Source organism: bacterium (assembly GCA_023382385.1).
GTDB lineage: Bacteria > Electryoneota > RPQS01 > RPQS01 > RPQS01 > JABWCQ01.
Map to the genome: position 1 here is coordinate 1 of JAHDVH010000006.1, position 21,415 is coordinate 21,415.

At 52.7% G+C, this 21,415-nt stretch carries 14 protein-coding genes, 2 tRNA genes and 3 rRNA genes; all 19 read left to right on the plus strand.

Annotated elements, in window-relative coordinates; genetic code table 11:
• A 16S ribosomal RNA gene (locus tag KJZ99_11535) occupies positions 1-51 on the plus strand; the annotation flags it as partial.
• A 218-nt stretch (positions 52-269) separates the two neighbouring features.
• Positions 270-343 (plus strand) — tRNA-Ile (locus tag KJZ99_11540).
• Between the two features lie 30 nt (positions 344-373).
• A tRNA-Ala gene (locus tag KJZ99_11545) sits at positions 374-446 on the plus strand.
• A 319-nt stretch (positions 447-765) separates the two neighbouring features.
• Positions 766-3,679: ribosomal RNA gene (locus tag KJZ99_11550) — 23S ribosomal RNA — on the plus strand.
• 119 nt (positions 3,680-3,798) lie between these two features.
• Positions 3,799-3,915 (plus strand): 5S ribosomal RNA (gene rrf, locus KJZ99_11555).
• Between the two features lie 205 nt (positions 3,916-4,120).
• Positions 4,121-4,687, plus strand: coding sequence for a hypothetical protein (locus KJZ99_11560; protein MCL4306538.1), 567 nt, complete (start codon positions 4,121-4,123; stop codon positions 4,685-4,687).
• A gap of 93 nt (positions 4,688-4,780) precedes the next feature.
• Complete coding sequence (locus KJZ99_11565) at positions 4,781-6,469, plus strand: hypothetical protein (GenBank protein MCL4306539.1); 1,689 nt, start codon at positions 4,781-4,783, stop codon at positions 6,467-6,469.
• A complete protein-coding gene (locus KJZ99_11570; protein MCL4306540.1) occupies positions 6,457-7,131 on the plus strand; it encodes an SDR family NAD(P)-dependent oxidoreductase in 675 nt (224 codons plus the stop codon). The genes KJZ99_11565 and KJZ99_11570 overlap by 13 nt, the downstream gene beginning before the upstream one ends.
• Before the next feature lie 85 nt (positions 7,132-7,216).
• Positions 7,217-7,381, plus strand: coding sequence for a hypothetical protein (locus KJZ99_11575; protein ID MCL4306541.1), 165 nt, complete (start codon positions 7,217-7,219; stop codon positions 7,379-7,381).
• A 191-nt stretch (positions 7,382-7,572) separates the two neighbouring features.
• Positions 7,573-9,210, plus strand: a complete 1,638-nt coding sequence (locus KJZ99_11580) for a T9SS type A sorting domain-containing protein (GenBank protein MCL4306542.1) — start codon at positions 7,573-7,575, stop codon at positions 9,208-9,210.
• A 124-nt stretch (positions 9,211-9,334) separates the two neighbouring features.
• A complete protein-coding gene (locus tag KJZ99_11585; protein MCL4306543.1) occupies positions 9,335-10,123 on the plus strand; it encodes a hypothetical protein in 789 nt (262 codons plus the stop codon).
• A gap of 28 nt (positions 10,124-10,151) precedes the next feature.
• Positions 10,152-11,675: a sigma 54-interacting transcriptional regulator gene (locus KJZ99_11590; GenBank protein ID MCL4306544.1), complete on the plus strand. Its 1,524-nt coding sequence runs from the start codon at positions 10,152-10,154 to the stop codon at positions 11,673-11,675.
• Between the two features lie 31 nt (positions 11,676-11,706).
• Entirely contained in the window at positions 11,707-13,311 is a 1,605-nt protein-coding gene (locus tag KJZ99_11595) for a protein kinase (protein ID MCL4306545.1), read from the plus strand.
• 152 nt (positions 13,312-13,463) lie between these two features.
• A complete protein-coding gene (locus KJZ99_11600; protein MCL4306546.1) occupies positions 13,464-14,396 on the plus strand; it encodes an ATP-binding cassette domain-containing protein in 933 nt (310 codons plus the stop codon).
• A 29-nt stretch (positions 14,397-14,425) separates the two neighbouring features.
• Complete coding sequence (locus KJZ99_11605; protein MCL4306547.1) at positions 14,426-15,136, plus strand: ABC transporter permease subunit; 711 nt, start codon at positions 14,426-14,428, stop codon at positions 15,134-15,136.
• Positions 15,137-15,197: 61 nt separating this feature from the next.
• Complete coding sequence (locus KJZ99_11610) at positions 15,198-16,787, plus strand: Gldg family protein (protein ID MCL4306548.1); 1,590 nt, start codon at positions 15,198-15,200, stop codon at positions 16,785-16,787.
• Complete coding sequence (locus KJZ99_11615; protein ID MCL4306549.1) at positions 16,784-17,698, plus strand: DUF4340 domain-containing protein; 915 nt, start codon at positions 16,784-16,786, stop codon at positions 17,696-17,698. Before KJZ99_11610 ends, KJZ99_11615 begins: the two co-directional genes overlap by 4 nt.
• Positions 17,699-17,788: 90 nt before the next feature.
• Positions 17,789-19,531, plus strand: coding sequence for an ABC transporter ATP-binding protein/permease (locus KJZ99_11620; protein MCL4306550.1), 1,743 nt, complete (start codon positions 17,789-17,791; stop codon positions 19,529-19,531).
• A 17-nt stretch (positions 19,532-19,548) separates the two neighbouring features.
• Entirely contained in the window at positions 19,549-21,339 is a 1,791-nt protein-coding gene (locus tag KJZ99_11625) for an ABC transporter ATP-binding protein/permease (protein MCL4306551.1), read from the plus strand.
• Positions 21,340-21,415 lie beyond the last annotated feature (76 nt).

A 21,415-nucleotide genomic window follows, 5' to 3' on the forward strand; every position in this document is an offset into this window, starting at 1 on the left:
AAGTCGTAACAAGGTAGCCGTATCGGAAGGTGCGGCTGGATCACCTCCTTTCTAAGGAGAATCCAATCTGCTCGCCGAACGCGTTTTCGAACCCGTTCGCAGTTGTGGCAGACGGATATGGTCGAAGGCCTTTTAGACTCCGTGGCGGAACCTCTCAGATCGCACATTTCCTATTAGAATTTTGAAGACGGACAAAGCAGCTTTAGTATAGCTGCACCTTGATCGGCAATTGGCCGGTCAAGGTCGTTCTCCGTCGTTCACTTTTGTTCGGGCCTGTAGCTCAGTTGGTTAGAGCGCACGGCTGATAACCGTGAGGTCACAAGTTCAAATCTTGTCAGGCCCACTCATGCGCGGGCTTGACTGAGTCGGACTTGGGGCGTTAGCTCAGCTGGGAGAGCGCCGGCTTTGCAAGCCGGAGGTCATCGGTTCGATCCCGATACGCTCCACAATGCTGTGGGGCGGCATCAATTTTTTGTTCTTTGCTTAAGTCTCCGTCGCGACAACCACTCCTGCCGAGTAGCGCGTCGTTAGAATGGAGAGCCGGAAGTGATTCCGGTCAACATCCTCCGGTGGATAATGAAGCCGGTGAGTTCCTACCCTGCGCAAGGGTAGTCATTCGATCTTTGACAATTGGAAGGAAAAATGTAACTTCGTTGAGAAGTACGTTTTCTCGAGCATAATCTAAACCGAGGATAGCGATTCAAATCCGGAAGTTTTGGGTAGCGGTTGGCATTCAACGGCAATACAAAGCTCTAAAAGGATTTTGATTAAGCTACTAAGGGCGTTAGGTGGATGCCTTGGCACAAGAAGGCGATGAAGGACGTGGTAAGCTGCGATAAGCGTCGGAGAGGAGCAAACATCCTTAGACCCGGCGATGTCCGAATGGGGAAACCTGATCAGGGTCATGCCTGATCGCATATGCGCCAACCCAGGGAACTGAAACATCTAAGTACCTGGTGGAAAAGAAATCAACCGAGATTTCCAAAGTAGCGGCGAGCGAAATGGAAAGAGCCTAAACCCGCGTTGTGTGAAAGCGTTGTGGCGTTGCAGCGTGGGGGTCATGGGACGTGACAGGACTGCACAATCAGTCTGAAAGAGTTACCAAGCTAATAAATAGTCGAACTGTCTGGGAAGTCAGAGCGTAGAGGGTGAAACTCCCGTAGGCGAAATTTATTAGTCTCTTGTCAATGTTCCCGAGTAGGGCGGGGCACGTGAAACCCTGTTTGAAGTTGGGTGGACCATCATCCAAGGCTAAATACTCTCTTGTGACCGATAGTGAACCAGTACCGTGAGGGAAAGGTGAAAAGCACCCCGGGAGGGGAGTGAAATAGTACCTGAAACCTAACGCTTACAAGCTGTAGGAGCTCCGCAAGGAGTGACTGCGTACCTTTTGCATAATGGTCTGGCGAGTTACTCGTCACTGGCAAGGTTAAGTGTCTCAGACACGGAGCCGCAGCGAAAGCGAGTCTTAATAGGGCGAAGAGTCAGTGGCGGTAGACGCGAAGCCGAGTGAGCTACGCATGGCCAGGATGAAGTCAGGGTAACACCTGATGGAGGTCCGAACTATTTGGGGTTGAAAACCCATTGGATGAGCTGTGCGTAGGGGTGAAAGGCCAAACAAACTCGGAGATAGCTCGTACTCCCCGAAATATATTGAGGTATAGCCTCAGGATCTGTGACTACTGGAGGTAGAGCACTGGAAGGGTTAGGGCCGTCACCACGGTACCGTCCCCTACCAAACTCCGAATGCCAGCTAGTTGAATCCTGGGAGTCAGCCTATGTGGGATAAGCTGTATGGGCGAGAGGGGAAGAACCCAGACCGCCAATTAAGGCCCCCAAGTGATACCTAAGTGATTAAAGAGGTGGGTCCGCAAAAACAACCAGGATGTTGGCTTAGAGGCAGCCACCATTTAAAGAGTGCGTAATAGCTCACTGGTCGAGTAGATCTGCGCTGAAAATCCACGGGACTCAAGGTATCCGCCGAAATTGCGGGATCAATTTATTGATCGGTAGGGGAGCATTCCAGTTGCCGACGAAGCGGCCGTGTGAACTGCCGTGGAGGTCCTGGAAGAGATTATGCCAGAATGAGTAGTGAGAAAACAGGTGAGAAACCTGTTCACCGTAAGCCCAAGGGTTCCTGGGTAAAGTTAATCTTCCCAGGGTTAGTCGGTCCCTAAGTCGTAGCCGATAGGCGAAGACGATGGAAACCATGTTAATATTCATGGACCGCCAAAAGTTCGTTTGTACGATGGGGTGACGCAGGAGTGAAAGGACAGCCGGGTGTTGGATATCCCGGTTCAAGGTCGTAGGCTGGTCTGTAGGCAAATCCGCAGGCCAAGGCTGAAAGCCGAATACGAGGGCTCAGCCCACAAAGTGTCCCTAATCATGCTGCCAGGAAAAACCTCTAAGGAGAATTGAGGCGACCGTACCCGAAACCGACTCAGGTGGGCGAGGAGAGTATCCTCAGGTGCTCGAGAGAACCAAGTTAAAGGAACTCGGCCAACTAACTCCGTAACTTCGGAAGAAGGAGTGCCCGCGCAAGCGGGCCGCAGTGAAGAGGCCCAGGCGACTGTTTACCAAAAACACAGGACTCTGCGAAGTCGTAAGACGACGTATAGGGTCTGACACCTGCCCGGTGCTGGAAGGTTAAGGGGATCTGTCATGGCGCAAGCCGGCAGCAGTGAACCGAAGCCCCAGTAAACGGCGGCCGTAACTATAACGGTCCTAAGGTAGCGAAATTCCTTGTCGGGTAAGTTCCGACCTGCACGAATGGTGTAACGATCTGGGCGCTGTCTCTAACTTGGACTCGACGAAATTGCAATCTCAGTGAAGATACTGGGTTCCCGCGGCAGGACGGAGAGACCCCGTGGACCTTTACTATACCCTGACACTGACATCTAGCTTCGGATGTGTAGGATAGGTGGGAGGCTTTGAAGCTGGCGCGCTAGCGTCGGTGGAGCCAACGTTGAAATACCACCCTTTCGCTGTTGGATGTCTAACCTAGGCCAAGCCAGAGACACTGTCAGGCGGGTAGTTTGACTGGGGCGGTCGCCTCCCAAAATGTAACGGAGGCGCCCAAAGGTTCCCTCAGCACGGTCGGCAATCGTGCATAGAGTGCAAAGGCATAAGGGAGCTTGACTGCAAGACATACAAGTCAAGCAGGTAGGAAACTAGGGCTTAGTGATCCGGCGGTAGTGAATGGAAATGCCGTCGCTCATCGGACAAAAGGTACCCCGGGGATAACAGGCTTATCGCCGCCAAGAGTTCACATCGACGCGGCGGTTTGGCACCTCGATGTCGGCTCGTCACATCCTGGGGCTGGAGAAGGTCCCAAGGGTTTGGCTGTTCGCCAATTAAAGTGGCACGCGAGCTGGGTTCAGAACGTCGTGAGACAGTTCGGTCCCTATCCGCCGTGGGCGTAGGAATCTTGAGGAGTGCTGTACTTAGTACGAGAGGACCGGTATGGACGAACCTCTGGTGTACCAGTTGTGGCGCCAGCTGCAGCGCTGGGTAGCTAGGTTCGGATCGGATAAACGCTGAAAGCATCTAAGTGTGAAACCGACTCCAAGATTAGGATTCCCTGAAGATCCCTTGAAGATGACAAGGTTGATAGGCTACAGGTGTAAGCGCAGTAATGTGTTCAGCCGAGTAGTACTAATAGATCGTTCGGCTTAATCAATTAAATTGTCTTCGGAAGCCAACCGCTTCCCGAAGCTTCCACTGAGAATCGCAGACCTCGGAATGCTTGAGAAATCGGCTTCCGACGAAGTTGCATCCTTCCAATTGTCAACGTTTTTTTCCGCTGGTCATAGAGAAAGGGCCACACCTCTTCCCATTCCGAACAGAGTCGTTAAGCCTTTCTTCGCCGATGGTACTTGCTGGGCAACTGGCTGGGAGAGTAGGGCATCAGCGGGAATTTTCTTGAAGCCTCGCAGCACTTGCTGCGAGGCTTTTTGTTTGCTGCCGTAAACCCATGTAAATTAAATGTCCAATTCTGCCCTGTAGCAATATCGCTTGACAAAAACTATAGAAATCAGTAAATTACGGCGGTTCTGGAACATCCCTAAAGCAAATGAGGTATTTAGAGAGGTTGCCAGAGCAGAATAAACGTAGAGAGGGTATGATGAAGAAGCTTTTGATTCTGATGCTTGCGCTGACCGTTGTTGCACTTCCCGCGCTGGCAGGTGAAGGTCACGACCATGCGATAGTTAAGCCTGCAGCCGACGATGTCCAATTGGGCACTCTGCATGTGGCTAATAACGTCGTGTCGCTGCATGACGGCCAGAAGACCGCTTTGTGCGCCTGTGGATCGAACTTTGACGTTACTGAGAAGTCACCGTCTTTTAGCTTTAACGGTGGGACATACTATCTTTGTGGCGAAGGCTGCAAGGCGAAAATTGAAGCGATGGACGAGGAGACAAAAGCGGGGGAAATGCCGGGACTCCAGAAGGCAGTGCTGACTTCGGAGCATCTGATGTCCAACGAGATGATCAAGGACGGAAAGAAAATGGCGACCTGCGCATGCGGTCAGACGTTTGAAGTCAAGGCCGAGACTCCCAGGGTGATTGCCGACGGGATGTGCATGGGCGCCTGCTGTGGCGGCTGTGCCCAACATGTCCTGAAAGCAAGCGCAGAAGAGCGTGCGGCCATGATGAAGAAAGTCATGCACACAGATCATTCCCATTGAAACTTGCTTCAAAAGTAGTAAGAGCCTCCCAGCGGGAGGCTCTTTTGTTAGATGGTGGTTGAAATTGGAGCACGGAATGGGTAGATTCGGGATATGAGACAGCTAATTCTGGTGTTTGCCCTGTGCTCGATTGTCATCTCGGCCGAGGCGAGTGGCCCTCTGGCTGGATTTCCATTGTCAAGCCACCCTTGGTACGAATTCATGGAGAGAAGGGAGACTTCGGGAAAGATTCGAATCCAATCGTCGACGCGACCCTATTCCGTCCTCGGGTCTTCAGGGTCTGACTTGATTGGCTTCGTCAGTGACAGTGGTTCCTATGACGACGAAGAGAAACTGACAAGGGAAGTCGGGCGCTTTGCGTGGGAGTTGAATTCGCACCTGCGGATCGCGCGTGGTGGCTATGCCCTGCCGGAATTCACAGATACGACGAGTCACCAATATCCCAAGTGGCCGCGCGTTCTGGGAGTGTTATTCGAAGATGGCACCCACACATACACCTATGTAGCTCCCGAGGATTCCGTCGCCTTCAGCTTTCAGCCCGTCTATGGCCTTGAGATCATTGAAACTGACGATGAGCGAGGCAAAGTTTCACGATTCACCGGCGGCTTTCGTGTGACGGCCGGATATGGCCGACGGCTTTACGGCTTCGTGGATTTTCGCGATCACACGGAATCGGGGAATGGTCCGTATGATTCGCGGGAACGACTCTACGAGGATCGTTGGGCCGCCGCAGATCTGAAGGGTAACAGCAGTACGTCGTACGACGTCTCGGAATCGATGCTACAGTACTATGGCAGGCATCTCTCTGTTTCTGCGGGTCGGGGGCGACATAGATGGGGGCCAAGTTACTTCGGAGGATTGCTGCTGAATGACTTCGCTCCTCCATTCGATTACGCACGATTCGACTTGAATGTCTCACGAGTAAGCTACACATTCCTGCACGGCTTCCTACACTCCATGCAGACCGGAGACAGTTTATACGTGAATCCGGACGGTCGGCCGCGCACGTTGGGTGCAGAGAAGTATCTGTCCGCACAGCGAATCGAAGTTACGCCTCGTGACAATGTCCTGCTGGGATTTTCGCAGTCGGTCGTATACGGCGATCGTGGTCTGCAGTTGGGATATCTGACTCCGCTGAACTTTCTCTACAGCGTACAGCACTCGAATGACGACAAGGACAATCTGTTGCTGGCACTGGATGGCAAGTGGCGGCCGATTCCAGGGCTTAAGCTCTATGGTGAGCTGCTGCTCGACGACGTTTTGGTTGGAGATCTCTTCTCCGGCACGGGGAACAGCAAGAATGCCTATACTCTTGGAGTGCATGGAATGATCCCGAGCAACTTCTGGAATCACTTTGACGCTCGGTTCGAGTATACCAAGATTCGCCCGTTTGTATATTCGCACTTCTTCGACGTGAACACATATTCGCACTGGACTTCTCCACTTGGCTTCACGCGCGAACCGAATAGTGAGTTTATGACTGCGCGGCTTGGTGGAAGCTTTTATCCGTTTTTCTGTTCGTTGACATACTCGCGTCAGAATCACGGCGCAAACACTGAAACAGAAAACGTCGGCGGATCGATTGACGCACCCAATTACGCCGGCAATGACAAGGAATTCCCGTTTCTCGCGGGCCTCTTTGAGCGAAGCGAGGAGTTGATCTTGAGTGCCCGCTACGAGATTCTGCCGAACCTGAATGTGATCGCACAAATCGCGGAAGTCAAGAAAAGCCGCGCGCAGGACCGCACAGAGTGGCGGGCGGGATTTAGTTGGAATCTCTAACGGACTATCCGGCAACAACGCTAATCGTTGGCGCGTCAGGCGATTTAGTCGAAGTTGGCCGGGAACTTGGTGCCCGTGGCGAAAGAATTGCCTTGTTGTCCCGTGATGCTGCGATGCTCAATGGCTTCAGAGAGCGACTGGAGCATCGCGGGGTGGAGTGCGCTGTGATTGAAGCGGACGTGACAGAGTCGGAATCCGTTTTGACCGCTTTTATGCGTTTAGGCAAGTGGTCTGTGCGTTTGGATCGCATGATTTACAACGTAGGAGCAGTTTCCAATGAGCGTGCGGTGGAAGTCAGTGAGTCAGAATTGGCTCGTGTGATGGGAGTGAATTTCTTCGGGTTCGTGAATTGTTTTCAGCTCGCATTGCCCATGTTTCAGCGACTGGGCCGTGGCCACGTTGTGACGATATCGAGAGTAACAGAGAGTGACGAGAGTGCAGTGTCTGTTGCGTATGCGGCAAGCAGGGCATCACTCCAAATCTATGTCAACGCCTTGCGCAATGAGCTTGCCGAGAGACACATCGATTTCACAGATGTTCTGCTTGGTCGAGGTCTTGTTGCAGGCGAGACTCAAGAATTGAGGTGCGAAGAAATTGTCGCTGGGTTGATGCGCGTAACGGAAGAGCGACCTGCGCGATTTATCATTGGCAAGATTGGTTAGGAAATATTGAATTAACAGAGTATTAGAGATGAATTGGTCAATTGAGTACTGTGTAGTTTGAAACTACGGTCCCAAGGCGGTCAGTTTGGCCGAATTTGTTCAGAAACAAGGATTTCCTGCCCCAGAACTTATCAAGTCAGGAGGCGGTGCGTTCGAGATAAGAAGAGACGGACGCCTCCTTTTCTCCAAGTTCAAAGAGCACCGTTTCCCAGATCCAGAGGAAGTGCTTAAATTACTTGCAAGTAAGTGAAACCATCGGCACCTGTGATTCTCAAGAAATGTGTCAGGAGCAATTGACAAGTCCTCTCTTGAGCAATATATTGTGTTTGATGGCGTGTGAAGCACACATTACGAAGTTTTATAACCTTTCGCGGGTCGTTGTAGATCGATTAGGAACAGAAGGTTAACCCCAAATCACTCCGTTCTTCAAGTAGGATGACCATGCAGTTGGTAACCACTTTTCGGGTGCTGGTGTTTGTTGCCTTAGCCTCCGTGGCTTCGGCAGGGGTGATGTATGTTCCTGCAGGCCCAGTAAGCGGTAAATGGAGTGGCGGTGACTCAGTCGTCGTTGCATCCGGAGCATATGTCCCTCAAGGCGAAGAGCTTGCAATTGAACCCGGTGTTCGAGCGTTCTTTGAAGGGTTGGGACGCTTTGAGGTTCAGGGACGCCTCGTCATTCGCGGGGTCGCCGATGACCCTGTGATCATCTACTGCGTGAATGGTTGGCGCGGGATGCGCTTCTCCGGCAGTCCGGTCAACAACGTATTGCAATACGTGCATTTCTCGCCACAGGCCGGGTTGGCACGACAGGCAATTGAAGTGAACGGCATGGCCGGCTCGAAATTGACGATTGAGAATTGCGATGTCAGCGCGAATAACGGCTGTCTGCGGGTAAACGGCGGCGAGCTGTCTGCACTTGACAATCATTTCACGACGCACGGACTGGCCTCTAAAGTTGTCGAGCTGTCAGCGCTGCATGGACAGATCTCGCCGGACTGTGAATATGCGCCAGGCAACATTTTTCGCGGAAACTTCATCAAGGCAAGTGTGGCTGGAGCAAATCCGGGTGAACCACACGATCCGTTGTCTATGACCACCGGGTTGTTAGTGGATCAGTCCACAAACATCTGCTTGTCGGAAAACGACATCGTGGTAATCGCTCCGTTTATCGTTGTGGGCGCGCGATTCCTGAATCGCCCGACCGCAGGAGCGCAGATTTGGAGAATGCATCAGTTTGTGATTTATTCCGAAAGCACGACAGAGACGGCGCTCGGAATCGTCAATGAAGTAGACGGGGACCTCGAAGTCACCAAGTCAACGCTTGCTGTAAGGGGAAGCGGCGGCTATATCTCGACGTGCTATTTTGTGTCACGTACTGCTCACATACTTGTGAATTCCAGCACTGCAGTTTTGGGTAGCGAGCGCGATGTGTATTTTAACACCAGCGGCGTGGGCCAGATAGATGCGGACTATGTGATCAAGTGGGCGATCGATGAACCGAGTTTGGACGACATCACTGGCGATACTGTGCCCGGCGCAGCGGACGAATTCTACCATCTCAATAACAATCCCAATATTCGGGAAGGGGATTCGGTCTGGACTGTTAATCCGTTGTTTGCAATGATCGGAGACTGGCGGAACTGGAACAGCAGCGATGATATTCGCAGGTTCTTTGGTTTGACGCAGGCTTCTCCGTGTATCGATCGCGGGGACCCGCAACGCGGTCAGGACCCTGATCTTACGCGTTGGGATATCGGGCACGGCTATTATGACCAGAGTACGTCATCCGCTGATCCACTGCCCGGAATAGTCGAAAGTTCACGTTTGCTGGCGGCCTATCCGAATCCGTTCAATCCAGCAACGGTTTTGCCAATCGAGGTTGCAAGGCCGGGGATTCTTCGTGTCATCGTATGGGACATCTTGGGTCGTGTGGTCCAGCAGCGCGAGATAGCTGTCTACCAGCCCGGCTTGCAAAACGTGCATTTTAACGGTGAATCCCTGGCATCAGGGATGTATCTGGCTCAAGCGGAGTTTGATGGGAGAGTCTTGGGGAGCCAGCGATTAGTCCTTATTAAGTAGCTGTTCCGATAGTGTTTATGCGGATCGTTGGGTTTCCTGACGATCCGCTTTTTTTGCTCGGCCATCGTGCAAATCATGTGCACAGATAGTTGACTTGCACGCAAATTGTTGATACCTTCAAAGTATGAAAACGTTGTTCGCAATAGCGATAATCACAGGATTGATTTCGAGCTGCGGCTGGACGCCGGAACGTTCAAATCCCTATGACCCGCAGTCAGACCGTTATGTGGAACCGCCGATGGCAAACCGTCAGCCGAAAATTGACACTTTGATCGTGAATACGGAGTGCATCAATCTGCCGATTGACGATGACTGCGGAGTGATTATCAAGGCTGCCATCAGTGATGCGGATGGAAACCTCAATATTGACTCAGTCATTGCTTCCATCAATGGCCGGCGATTCGGCAAACTTGCCTATGATGCCACTGGACAATTCTGGCAATTGAAGCGGCGCGAAACGGAACTTGATTCAGCGGCGGAAACATACGTGGGAAGCAATGTTCTTGTCACCGCGATAGACGACTCCGGTGCGGTCGCGCAACGTTCCTTGACCTTCCCGAACCTCTTCGTGGACTATCCCACCACAAATTGGCCGCGTGATCTTGAATGCGTCTGTCCTGACTATCTCGATTTCTCGTGGATTCGCTGGAACGGTCAGGGTCAGCCGCGCAACTACGAGTTGAGATTTTATTACGCGAATATCGTCGAGATTCCGCAGATTACGATTAGCAACATCGCAATTGCCGATACGTTCAGGCACGTGGATCCACGCTTTGAACCCGCAGACAATAACCCGCTCGTATTCTACGGATGGCGACTTTTCATTTACGACCAGCTCGGTAACAGCGCAGGCTCGGAACCCAAGACATTCAAGTACTTCAACATTTGCACAGACAGTTGTACCGGCCCATAAGCGGCAGGTAACCTTACTAACTACTCTCATGGAAAGTTCAGCACGACTTCCCGGTCCCGCGGGATTGGCGTCACATCCGGCGCTGCAGCGCGAACAGCTGCAGGCGCTCTACGATATCTCACAGGTGCTAAACACGATATGGGATATCGATTCCCTGCTCGAGCGGATCATGGATATTGCTTTGCAAACGGTCGCCGCGGAGCGCGGTTTTCTTGTGCTGCGCGAAGAGGGTGAAGGCAATAAGTTGTCGGTCAGAACGGCAAGAAATATTGCGCCGGAGGCAGCTTTGTCCGTGACCGAGATCAGCAGCTCGATCGTAACCGGTGCAATTGAATCGCAGCAGGGTGTGTTGACAGTTGACGCGCAAACCGATCCTCGATTTGCAGGAGCGGAGTCGGTGATCTTCCACCAAATCCGTGCGGTGATGGCCGTACCTTTTGTGCTGCGCGGCAAGATCGTCGGGGCAATTTATCTCGACAGCCGGAAGAACCGCGAAGGTTTTACGGATGAGTCCCTTGCTTTTCTGAAGGCGTTTTCCAATCTGTGCGCGATCGCAATTGAGAATGCGCGTTTGATGGGCAGTCTGCGGGATGAGAATTACCAACTCCGCAGTGAAGTTCAGCGGACCTATCAGTTTAAGGAAATCATCGGCAACAGCCCAAAGATGCAGGAAGTCTTTGAGTTGTTGAATAAGATCATTCACGCGGACATATCGGTCTTGCTCGAAGGAGAGTCGGGGACCGGCAAAGAACTTGTTGCCCGCGCCCTGCACTACAATGGCCCGCGCCGAGATCGAGCTTTCATGGCCCAGTTTTGCGGGAACTTGTCAGAGACTTTGCTCGAAAGCGAGTTGTTCGGCCACAAGCGGGGAGCATTTACAGGTGCGGTGTCTGACAAAAAGGGTTTGCTCGAAATTGCTGACGGCGGGACGTTCTTTCTCGACGAGATTGCCGATATTCCGGCTTCGATTCAGTCAAAGCTTCTGCGATTCCTGCAGGACGGCGAGTTTCGCAGAGTGGGGGATACGGAAACACGCAGAGTGAATGTGCGCGTGATTTCCGCCACAAATAAGCCGTTGGCGAAAGAAGTGGAGAAGGGGAATTTCCGTGAAGATCTGTTTTATCGCCTAAATGTCATTACGATTAACATGCCTCCTCTCCGCGATAGGGATGGCGATTTGCCTGTATTGGTGAGGCATTTCCTTCACAAATATGCGGTGAAGACCGGTACGCAAGAGAAGAAAATTATGCACGAAGCGATGCGAATGCTTGCCAGCTACCATTGGCCCGGCAATGTCCGTGAACTTGAGAATGCGGTGGAACGCGCGATCGTGCTGGCGGGTGATCGAGACATTTCTCCTGAAGAGTTGATCATTCCGCGGGTGATTAAGGCGCCTGGCGGCTCCCGCTCGCTCCGCGAACACGAACGCGAATACGTGTTGCGCACACTTGAAGAAATGGGCGGGAACAAGACGAAAACCGCGGCGGCACTTGGCGTCTCCTTGAGATGGCTGCACTATAAGCTTGCAGAATGGAAAGATGGGGGCAACTAAGGGTTGGCTCGTTACCCGATAGCCCGGTAAGATGTTAGAAGAGCGTCTGAAGCTTGTCCGAGAACTCTCCCGAAGCGGTGTCGCCACGGTTTGGGAGGCATGGGACAACAGCCTCGACCGTAAAGTCCTGGTTAAGTCAATTCATCCGCAGTTTGCGCGAGATGCCGATCTGCGGATTCGTTTTGAGCGAGAAGCACGGGCGATTGCGCGGCTTTCCCACCCGAACGTAGTGCAGATCTATGATATTCAGTCGGATGAGGATGCGCTCTCGCTGTTGCTGGAGTTTGTGGAAGGTGAAACTCTTGGCAGTCTGCTCAAGCGTCGTGGCGCCCTTCCGTTCTCGATCGCTCTGCGAATAACTACGGACGTTCTCGCGGGTCTTGAACAGGCGCATGCACAAGGGATCATTCACCGCGACCTGAAACCGGACAATATCCTCATTGCGCGCACCGGAGTCGTAAAGATCACAGATTTCGGCTTAGCGAGTCTACAGGATTTGCCCGGTGTAACGATGGAAGGCGCGGTTGTGGGTACTCCCTCGTACATGGCGCCGGAACAGGCGCTGGGAGGGGAAACCAGCGCTCAGACAGACTTGTTTACGTGCGGTGCGGTGTTCTTTGAGATGTTGACAGGCCAACGGTTGATTCCCGGTGAGAGTCTTGGAGAAGCGTTTCAAAGTGTCATGAAGTATCGCTCCCCGGACTTGACAGTTCTCGGTTCAGTGATACCTCCGGCAGTTCGACCACTGATGGATGCGTTGCTGGAGCGCGACCCGACGCGCAGGCCAGAAAGTGCCGGTGAAGCGCGGAGGCGGCTCTTCGTGCAGTCCCCTGAGCCTCCGGCCGATCAGAGCGCACTGATTAGTTTTATGGCCGGCACAGATTGGACGCGCCCGGCCAATGAGATTCTTTTGAAAGCAGGCCGTCATTCGCGCTATTGGGCCTTCATTGGAGCTGGAGCGCTGGTGCTCATCCTCGCAGGAATCTGGGCACTAACATTTCGAAGTAGTCAGATGATTACTGAGAGGCCGCCGATAAGTGTTTCTCAGGATACAGCCGTAGCGGGGAAGGTTTCCACGCCGGACTCAATATCCTCTCCACCGCAGGATCCAACGCGTGAAGAGCCTCGTCCTGAGTTTCGTGCGATCCCAGTGGAAACGACGATTGCCAAGCCCCCCAAACCGGTCGTGACGGAAGCTGCAAGGCCTGCCTTTGCCACTATCACCAGCAATCCTTGGGCGCGGGTGTTCTATGGCGACTCTTTGCTTGGTACGACGCCGCTTGCCGCACCGATCGAGCTTCCATCGGGTCGCGGAACGTTCCTTTTCTTGAATGACGAAATAGGGCTACCTGTCTCTCAGCAGTTGGAACTGAAAGCTGGAGACACTCTGCACATCTCAGTCAGGTTGCATGATTACTTGGGACGCGTGCGAGTGGTTTCTGTTCAGCCGTGGGCAGATGTGTATGTCGACGGGCAATTCATCTTCAAGACACCGTCCTCCAGAGTGCTCTTTCTTCCATTGGGTAAACACTCTCTCGAACTCCGCCATCCAACTCTGCCGACATATCAGACGGATATTGTCTTTGAACCTCGCGACCCCGTGTTCGAGGTTCGCGTGGACCTCACTCAACTGTAAATTTTCCTCCTAAGAAACCTACCTTGTTGCATAAGAAATTATAAATTAATATCTTATGTTATCTGCAAACTGGGAACCTTGCTTGCCTCGATTGCGTATATTGGGGCGTAACTGCTATATAATTCACCTCTAAGCAACTGTTTTCGTAATCCATGATTGAACTTCAGGATGTGACGAAATCCTACAGCGGCGTCAAGGCTGTGGACGGCGTATCGCTGCAGGTCCCTAAGGGCCAAATACTTGGGTTCTTGGGGCCAAATGGCGCGGGCAAGACCACGACGATGCGCATGATTACCGGATTCATGCCTCCGACATCCGGCGCCATAACCGTGGATGGGCAATCCATGGAGGACCATTCTCTCGCGATTCGGGAGAAGATTGGGTATTTGCCGGAAATGGCGCCTGTCTATCAGGACATGAACGTATTGGACTATCTTCAGTACGTATGTGCCCTTCGACGAATTCCGCCCGAGCGTCGGCGCGATCGCATCAAGGGTGTCATCGCGCGTTGCGGATTGGACAGTGTTCTAAGTAAAGACGTCGGACAGCTGTCCAAAGGATATCGCCAGCGTGTTGGATTGGCACAGGCGATTATTCACGATCCGCAATACCTGATTCTTGATGAGCCTACTGCAGGACTCGATCCCAATCAGATCGTGGAGATCAGAGCGCTCATCAAAGAATTGGGACGGGAAAAGACCATCATCCTGTCCACGCACATACTCTCTGAGGTGCAAGCGACCTGCTCCCGAGTGATTATCATCAGCGGGGGCAGGCTTGTTGCAGACAACACGCCGGACGGTTTGCAGGCTGGATTGTCCGGCAGGACAGTATTGATGCTGACGCTGAAAGGTAGCGCGGACGGCGCTGCAAATAAACTGAAGTCGCTTCCCGTCGTCGAAGAGGTTCGTCCTGTGCCGACCGGAAAGTCCGGCGAGACCCGACTTCGGGTGGAGAGTGCTCCGAACGCGGACATTCGTGAAGAGGTCTTCAAGCTCGCTGTCCGTGAACAATGGGTTGTGCTCGAGATGATTCCGGAAACCCAGAGCCTCGAAGAAGTCTTCCACAAGCTGACGGCAGCCTAAGCAATCGAAAACTAAACCGCACCTTGATCATGCACAACATTATGGTCATCGCCCGCAGGGAATTCAAGTCATACTTCGATTCGCCGGTCGCGTATATCGTGCTGATGTTCTTTCTGACCATCACGGGCTATTTCTTTACGAGCAATTTGTTTTTGGCCAATCAGGCCGATTTAAGAACGCTGTGGGGCATTATTCCCCTGCTATTCGTGTTCTTTATTCCCGCGATTTCCATGAAGCTCCTGGCCGATGAAAAGAAGACCGGGACGATCGAATTGCTCTATACCTACCCGATTCGCGATTCGGAGATTGTACTGGGCAAGTACTTTGCCGCGCTCGCGCTGCTGGGTGTGCTGTTGCTGTTTACGATAATCTATGCGATTACCGTGAATAGCTTGGGGAACATGGATGTCGGTCAGGCATTTGCTGGCTATGTAGGGCTGATTCTAATGGCTGCCGCCTACCTCGCAATCGGGGTATTTGCCTCGTCGGTCACTGACAATCAGATCATCGCCTTCATTCTCGCACTCTTCATCTCCTTTTTCTTCTTCATTGCCGACAAGATTCTCTTCTTTTTGCCGAGCGGCATTGCCGGAATCTTTGAATATCTCGGCATAGAGTACCACTTTCAGAATATCGCCCGTGGCGTTATAGACAGCCGCAACGTACTGTATTTTCTGTCGGTGATCTTCTTTGGCCTGTTAATGGCAAGCCACTCTCTCTCTCGCCGTCGCGGGGATTAGCTACAAGTATTGATTTGCAACTCTTCAACCACAAACCGCAAGCCGTCGGAACTGCGTTGAAATGAAAAAAACCTGGTCAATCGGAAATGTATCCACTTTGCTGGTCATCGCTGCAATTCTTGTTGTGGTGAACTTGATCGGTATGAGGCTGTTTGCCCGTGCCGACCTGACCGAGCAATCCATCTACACATTGAGCGACGCGTCGCGTCGCGTGGTCGGCGGCCTTCAGGACCGACTGACCGTGAAGGCGTACTTTACCAAGGATCTGCCGCCGCCGTACAATGCAAACTCACGGTACGTGCGCGATATTCTGGAAGACTATCGCACCTATGGTCGCGGCAATTTCCATTACGAGTTTGTTGATCCGGCGGATGAAGCTGAGCTTGAAAAGGAAGCTCAGCAGTATCGAGTGCAGCCGGCGCAGGTGAACGTCATGGAGAAAGACGCGCTGCAGTTGAAGCGCGTTTATATGGGCCTTGTGCTGATCTACGGGGACAAGCACGAAACTATCCCGCTCGTGCAATCCGTCGAGAATTTCGAATACGAAATGACTTCGACAATTAAGCGGCTGGTAGCAGAGAAATTGCCGAAGGTTGGTTTCTTGACGGGCTTCGGGTCACCGGAGCTAAGTGATGCGTTGCGCACGATCTCGACTGGTCTGTCCAAACATTTTGAAGTTGTTCCGATCAGCACAAAGTCGGGAGCCGAGTTGATCCCGGAGGATGTCAACGTCCTGTGCGTCGTTCAACCAAAGGAGCCGTTTGACGACTGGACAAAGTTTGTCATCGATCAGTTTATCATGCGCGGCGGCAGCGTTGGATGGTTTATCAACAAAGTGAATGGCGATGCCTCCGCCTCGCAAGCGTCCGACATTCCACTTGATATTGACGATTGGACACGCCGCTACGGGTTCACCATTGCAAACAATCTCGTTTTGGATGCCAATGGCGCGATGATCAACATCCAGCGTCAGCAGGGCATGTTTATCATGACAAATCTGGTGCGCTATCCCGCGTTCCCTGAAGTTGTCAACTTCAATGACAAGAGTCCGATCACGAAAGGCTTGAGCACAGCTACCCTGTTCTTCCCGAGTTCCGTAGATACCGTCGCGCCTTCTGAAGGTTCGGTCGAAACCGTGCCGCTGATGTGGTCTTCAGAGTTCACGATGCTTCAGGTCGGGCAGTTCGACATTTCGCCGGACACGAGGCGCGAACGAGCGCAGTTCTCCGGCGGTAAGAAGATGCTGAGCGTCGCGTTGCAGGGAACGTTCCCCTCTTATTTCAGAGGCAGAAGTGTTCCCGCGCCGGCAGATGGAGTCTCGATGGCTCCTGCACTAAACATTTTAACGGAAAGCTCCAATGCCCGCATGGTTGTTGTCGGGGATGGCAATTTCCTTCAGGGACAATATATGCAGCAGGGCGGACCGAATCTCGTATTGTTCCTCAATATGATCGACTGGCTTTCTCAGGATACAGACTTGCTTGCAATTCGGTCTCGTGAAGCCGCCGTTCGTCCGCTGGATCCGAACATCACGGATGAGACAAAACAGCGGGTGAAGCTGGCGAATCTGATCGGTCCGCCGGCACTTGTGCTATTGATCGGCGTTTGGCGATGGAATCGCCGCCGTAATCGGAAAGAGGTGACGCTATGAACCGAGGTCTCCTTCTGATTGTGGTGCTGGCCGGATTGCTGGGCATCTACTGGTTTGTAAGCTCGAAGGAGCCAATTGCGAAAACGAATGTCCCGATCATTCAGGCGGATAGCGCGGCAGTGACGTACCTTAAGATCATCTCCGCACAAGATACCGTCGAGTTGCGAAAGGAGGGGGATGGGTGGAAAGTCTGGGGCGCGAATCCCTATCCGGCGAACGAGCAGAATGTGGGGCGAGCGCTGGCCCGCTTCGCCCAAATGAGCAAGAAAGCAATGATCACGGACAAGCCCGACCGTTACGAAGAGTTTGAGGTTGCCGGAGACAACGCAGTCCACTTGACGGTAACGAGTAACGGTAAGGAACAAGTGCTTCACCTTGGCAAACCCGGCCCGACGTTTCAGACCAGTTATGCTCGAGTCGAGGGCGACAAGTCCGTATGGGAGATAGGCGGCAATCACACTTCCTCATTCCGGCGACCTGCTGCCGATTGGCGAGACAAGACGATCACTACGTTTGCGATGGACAGTGTGAGCAAAGTCACCATCACCTATCCTACTACACAACTTGTGCTCGTGAAGAGTGATACCGCGTGGACGGCAACGGAGAACGGCAGCGCGTTTGAAGCGTCAAAACCTCAAATTGAGCGAATAACGCGGTTGCTTTCTCGGATGAGCACGGTTGAGTTTGCCGATACCCTGAGCGAGGCGACGTTTGCAAATCCCGAATGTAGCTTGAATGTGGAATTGCAGGATGGCAGCAGGATTGAACTGAAGTTGGTCAAGCGCGATGACAAGCAGTATTACATCCGCAAGACAGGCGCAAAGTCCGACTTTGTCATATATAACAGCACGGCTGAAGTCTTGATGAAGAAGAAAGACGACTTGATTGAGAAACCTAAAGCAACGAGCTAAGCTCCGATTTCGACAGAGCGAGCAGAAAGTTGCGACGCCTCCGGTTTGCGCCGGAGGCTTTGTCTTTTCTGGTGAGGAGAGGTTCCGGAAGTGAAATCTCTGCTTGGTCTCCTGCCGTACTTGCGCGTCTACCGGACACAGATTGCGTGGGGCTGTGCCGCTGCGCTTCTCTCGACCGGTATCGGTGCCCTCGCTCCCTGGATTCTGAAACTCGCAGTTGACGATTTAAAAGTCGGAATCACCTCCGGCAAGCTTGCTTTGTACGCAGGTCTATTCGTGGGGACAGCTTTGGTTGGCGGCGTGTTTCGCTATTATATGCGCATGCTACTGATTGGCATGTCTCGTCGCGTAGAGCAGGATTTGCGGGACAAGGTCTTCGCACACTTGCAGTCCCAATCGATGCTGTTTTATACACGCCATAGGACCGGCGACTTGATGGCGCGCATGACGAATGATCTGGACAGCGTTAGGAATGTATTGGGGCCGGGATTCATGTATCCTATCGACACGACGCTGACTGCAGTTTTCTCCTTGATTCTGATGATCATGATTTCACCGAAATTGACTCTGTTGACCCTTCTGATCATGCCGCTGGTCAGTTGGTCGGTGTTCAAACTCGGCAAAGTGACACATCGCCTGACGACTGCTATTCAGGAACAGTACTCCAGACTTTCTGATCAGGCTCAAGAAAATCTTTCCGGCGCACGTGTAGTTCGCGCTTTTTCGCAGGAAGATCAGGAGATTCGAAAGTTCGACGAATTGAATCGGGAATACGTGCAGCGAAATCTTGCGATGACACGTGTTCAGGCGCTGTTCTTTCCGCTGATGGGATTCCTCTTCGAACTGGGAGCGGCGGCAATACTGCTCGTCGGTGGCTACGGAATCATCCGCGGCGAAATGACTCTTGGTGATTTTGTCGCCTTCGTGGGGTATTTGGGTATGCTGGCGTGGCCGATGATCGCAGTCGGCTGGGTTGCCAACCTGCTTCAGAGGGGAGCGGCGTCCATGAAGCGAATTCAGGAGTTGCTGGATACGAAACCAGATATTGCTTCACCATCGATTGTCAAAGTTCCGAAGTTGCGTCGCGGTGCAATTCAATTTGATCATGTAAGTCTCTCTTACGGTTCAAGCGAGTCCGTGCTGAAGGACATCAATTTCACAATTGAGTCAGGGCAGACGGTGGCGTTTGTCGGGGCGACAGGGGCAGGAAAGACCACACTGATCAACTTGATCCCGCGTCTTATTGATCCATCGGAAGGTCGCGTGCTGATTGATGGAATCCCGACGACAGAGTGGGACTTGGCCGATTTGAGGAAAATGGTTGCCATGGTGCCTCAAGACGCGTTCCTGTTTTCGGAGACCGTTTTCAACAATCTCGTTTTTGGAAATCCGTCGGCAACATTCGAGCAAGCCATGGCTTCCGCGCGAGTGTCACGGATTGACAAGGACGTCGAAACTTTCGTCAAAGGCTACGAAACAATGGTCGGTGAGCGCGGAGTAACCTTGTCAGGTGGACAAAAAGGCCGCTTGGCGTTAGCGCGAGCGCTGGTGCGTGATCCATTGATTCTCATCCTCGATGACGCCTTGTCTGCCGTCGATACCCACACCGAGGAAGAGATTCTCTCGGGGTTGCGCGAGTTCATGAGGAACCGCACATCGCTCTTGATATCGCATCGCATCTCAACTGTTCGGGACGCCGACCAGATCTACGTCCTTGATGGCGGTGTCATTGTGGAAAGAGGGACGCACGCGGAACTACTATCCTCAAACGGTTATTATGCAGACATGGAACGCCGTCAGCGGTTGGAAGAGGAATTGGAGTTGACGACGTGAGTGAGCCGAGGAAGTCAATGGCGGAAGATCGCGATGTTATGGGGAAGGCCTACGACTCGGTGCTTGTGCGCAGACTCTGGGGTTACGTCGGCGATCAGAAGGGAAAACTGTTTCTTGCAGTCTTGTTGCTGTTATTGGGAGCCGCAGCCGAACTTGCAGGTCCCTGGCTGTCCAAAATTGCGATTGACAAGTATATCGCGAATGCCGATGTCCCCGGGCTGCTGAAGATCGTCATCCTGTTTGTCTTTGTGGCTGCCGTGGCAGGCGCCCTGCGCTGGAGTCAGGTTTACCTGACGGGCGAGGCCGGGCAGCTGATCATGTATCGTATGCGTCGCGATGTCTTCGATAAACTGCAGCGGTTGTCGGTGCCATACTTTGACCGGAATCCGGTGGGTCGTTTGATGACCAGGCTTACCTCTGATGTCCAAGCGCTCTACGAACTCTTTGGCTCCGGCATGGTGGCGATTTTTGGAGATGTGTTCACACTCATCGGTATCACAGTCGTGATGTTTGTGATCAACTGGAAACTCGCTCTGATCACCCTTGCTGTAGTTCCGCTCTTGCTGATTGTGACGTTTGCTTTCCGCAAAGTTGTCCGCGACCTCTACCGGCAAACTCGGTCTCAGATCTCATCTCTGAACAGCTATCTGCAAGAGAACATCACAGGCATGCGCGTTGTTCAACTTTTTGGACGGGAGCAGCACAATTTTAACCGTTTTCAGGAGCAAAACGTTGCTCTCAAAGAGACATACCTGAAGACGATCTTCTTCTACGCGCTGTTTTTCCCCGGTGTCGAACTAATCTCGGCGCTTGCTGTGGGAGTGATCATTTGGGGTGGGGGGACTATGATGATTTCGGGAACTGTTACAGTCGGCACACTTGTGGCGTTCCTGCAGTATGTTGAGCGGTTCTACCGCCCCGTACGGGACCTTGCCGAAAAGTACAACATTCTTCAGGCGGCAATGGCGGCGTCCGAGCGGGTCTTTCAAGTGCTTGATGAGCCGATCGAAGTGTCGGACAGCAGCTCCTTGCCGATAGCATCCGAGCTTTCAAGGCAATCTCATTTTATTGAGTTTCGCAATGTGTGGTTTGCCTATAAGGACGAGGAGTGGGTGCTGCAGGATCTAAGTTTCGTCGTGAAAGAAAGTGAATCTATTGCGGTGGTCGGGGCGACTGGCGCGGGCAAGACGACCATCATCTCGCTTTTGCAGCGCTTCTACGACGTGCAGCGAGGGGTGATACTGATTCACGGACGGGACATCAGGGACTATCCTCTGGCAGAGCTTCGGGCTAAGCTTGGCATTGTCCTTCAGGACGTGTTCATATTTGCAGGAACTGTTGCAGACAATATCAGATACGGCAAACCTGATGCCACAGACGAAGACGTTGTTGAGTCCGCTCGTTTGGCATACGCCAATCGCTTCATTGAGAAGCTCCCGAATGCTTATCAAGAGCCGATGGTTGAGCGCGGTGCCACACTTTCAACGGGACAGAGACAACTATTGGCATTTGCTCGAGCGTTGCTCCGGAGACCGGAGCTCCTGATCCTCGACGAAGCGACCGCTTCTATCGATACGGAAACTGAGCAGCTCATCCAACAGGCTATCCGTCGCGTGCTGGAGGGCCGCACGTCGATCATCATCGCACATAGATTGTCCACGATTCAAAGCTGCAACCGTATTCTTGTAATGCATCATGGCCGTCTGCGGGAACAGGGGACGCATGAAGAGCTGCTGGGAATCGGCGGCATTTATCATCGACTTTATCGCCTTCAATTTGGCCACATTGCAGAGGCACCTGCTGCATAGCGGCTCCCTTGACTTTTGGGTGATTTTGCGCTAACTTGATAAGATTGCACCAGCCTTATCAATCTCTTTGTTTTTT

What these genes read in the sequence shown, in the direction of transcription:
- KJZ99_11560 (MCL4306538.1), top strand. Translation starts at nt 4,121, where the DNA reads ATGATGAAGAAGCTTTTGATTCTGATGCTTGCGCTGACCGTTGTTGCA.
- KJZ99_11565 (MCL4306539.1), top strand. Translation starts at nt 4,781, where the DNA reads ATGAGACAGCTAATTCTGGTGTTTGCCCTGTGCTCGATTGTCATCTCG.
- KJZ99_11580 (MCL4306542.1), top strand. Translation starts at nt 7,573, where the DNA reads ATGCAGTTGGTAACCACTTTTCGGGTGCTGGTGTTTGTTGCCTTAGCC.
- KJZ99_11585 (MCL4306543.1), top strand. Translation starts at nt 9,335, where the DNA reads ATGAAAACGTTGTTCGCAATAGCGATAATCACAGGATTGATTTCGAGC.
- KJZ99_11590 (MCL4306544.1), top strand. Translation starts at nt 10,152, where the DNA reads ATGGAAAGTTCAGCACGACTTCCCGGTCCCGCGGGATTGGCGTCACAT.
- KJZ99_11595 (MCL4306545.1), top strand. Translation starts at nt 11,707, where the DNA reads ATGTTAGAAGAGCGTCTGAAGCTTGTCCGAGAACTCTCCCGAAGCGGT.
- KJZ99_11600 (MCL4306546.1), top strand. Translation starts at nt 13,464, where the DNA reads ATGATTGAACTTCAGGATGTGACGAAATCCTACAGCGGCGTCAAGGCT.
- KJZ99_11605 (MCL4306547.1), top strand. Translation starts at nt 14,426, where the DNA reads ATGCACAACATTATGGTCATCGCCCGCAGGGAATTCAAGTCATACTTC.
- KJZ99_11610 (MCL4306548.1), top strand. Translation starts at nt 15,198, where the DNA reads ATGAAAAAAACCTGGTCAATCGGAAATGTATCCACTTTGCTGGTCATC.
- KJZ99_11615 (MCL4306549.1), top strand. Translation starts at nt 16,784, where the DNA reads ATGAACCGAGGTCTCCTTCTGATTGTGGTGCTGGCCGGATTGCTGGGC.
- KJZ99_11625 (MCL4306551.1), top strand. Translation starts at nt 19,549, where the DNA reads ATGGCGGAAGATCGCGATGTTATGGGGAAGGCCTACGACTCGGTGCTT.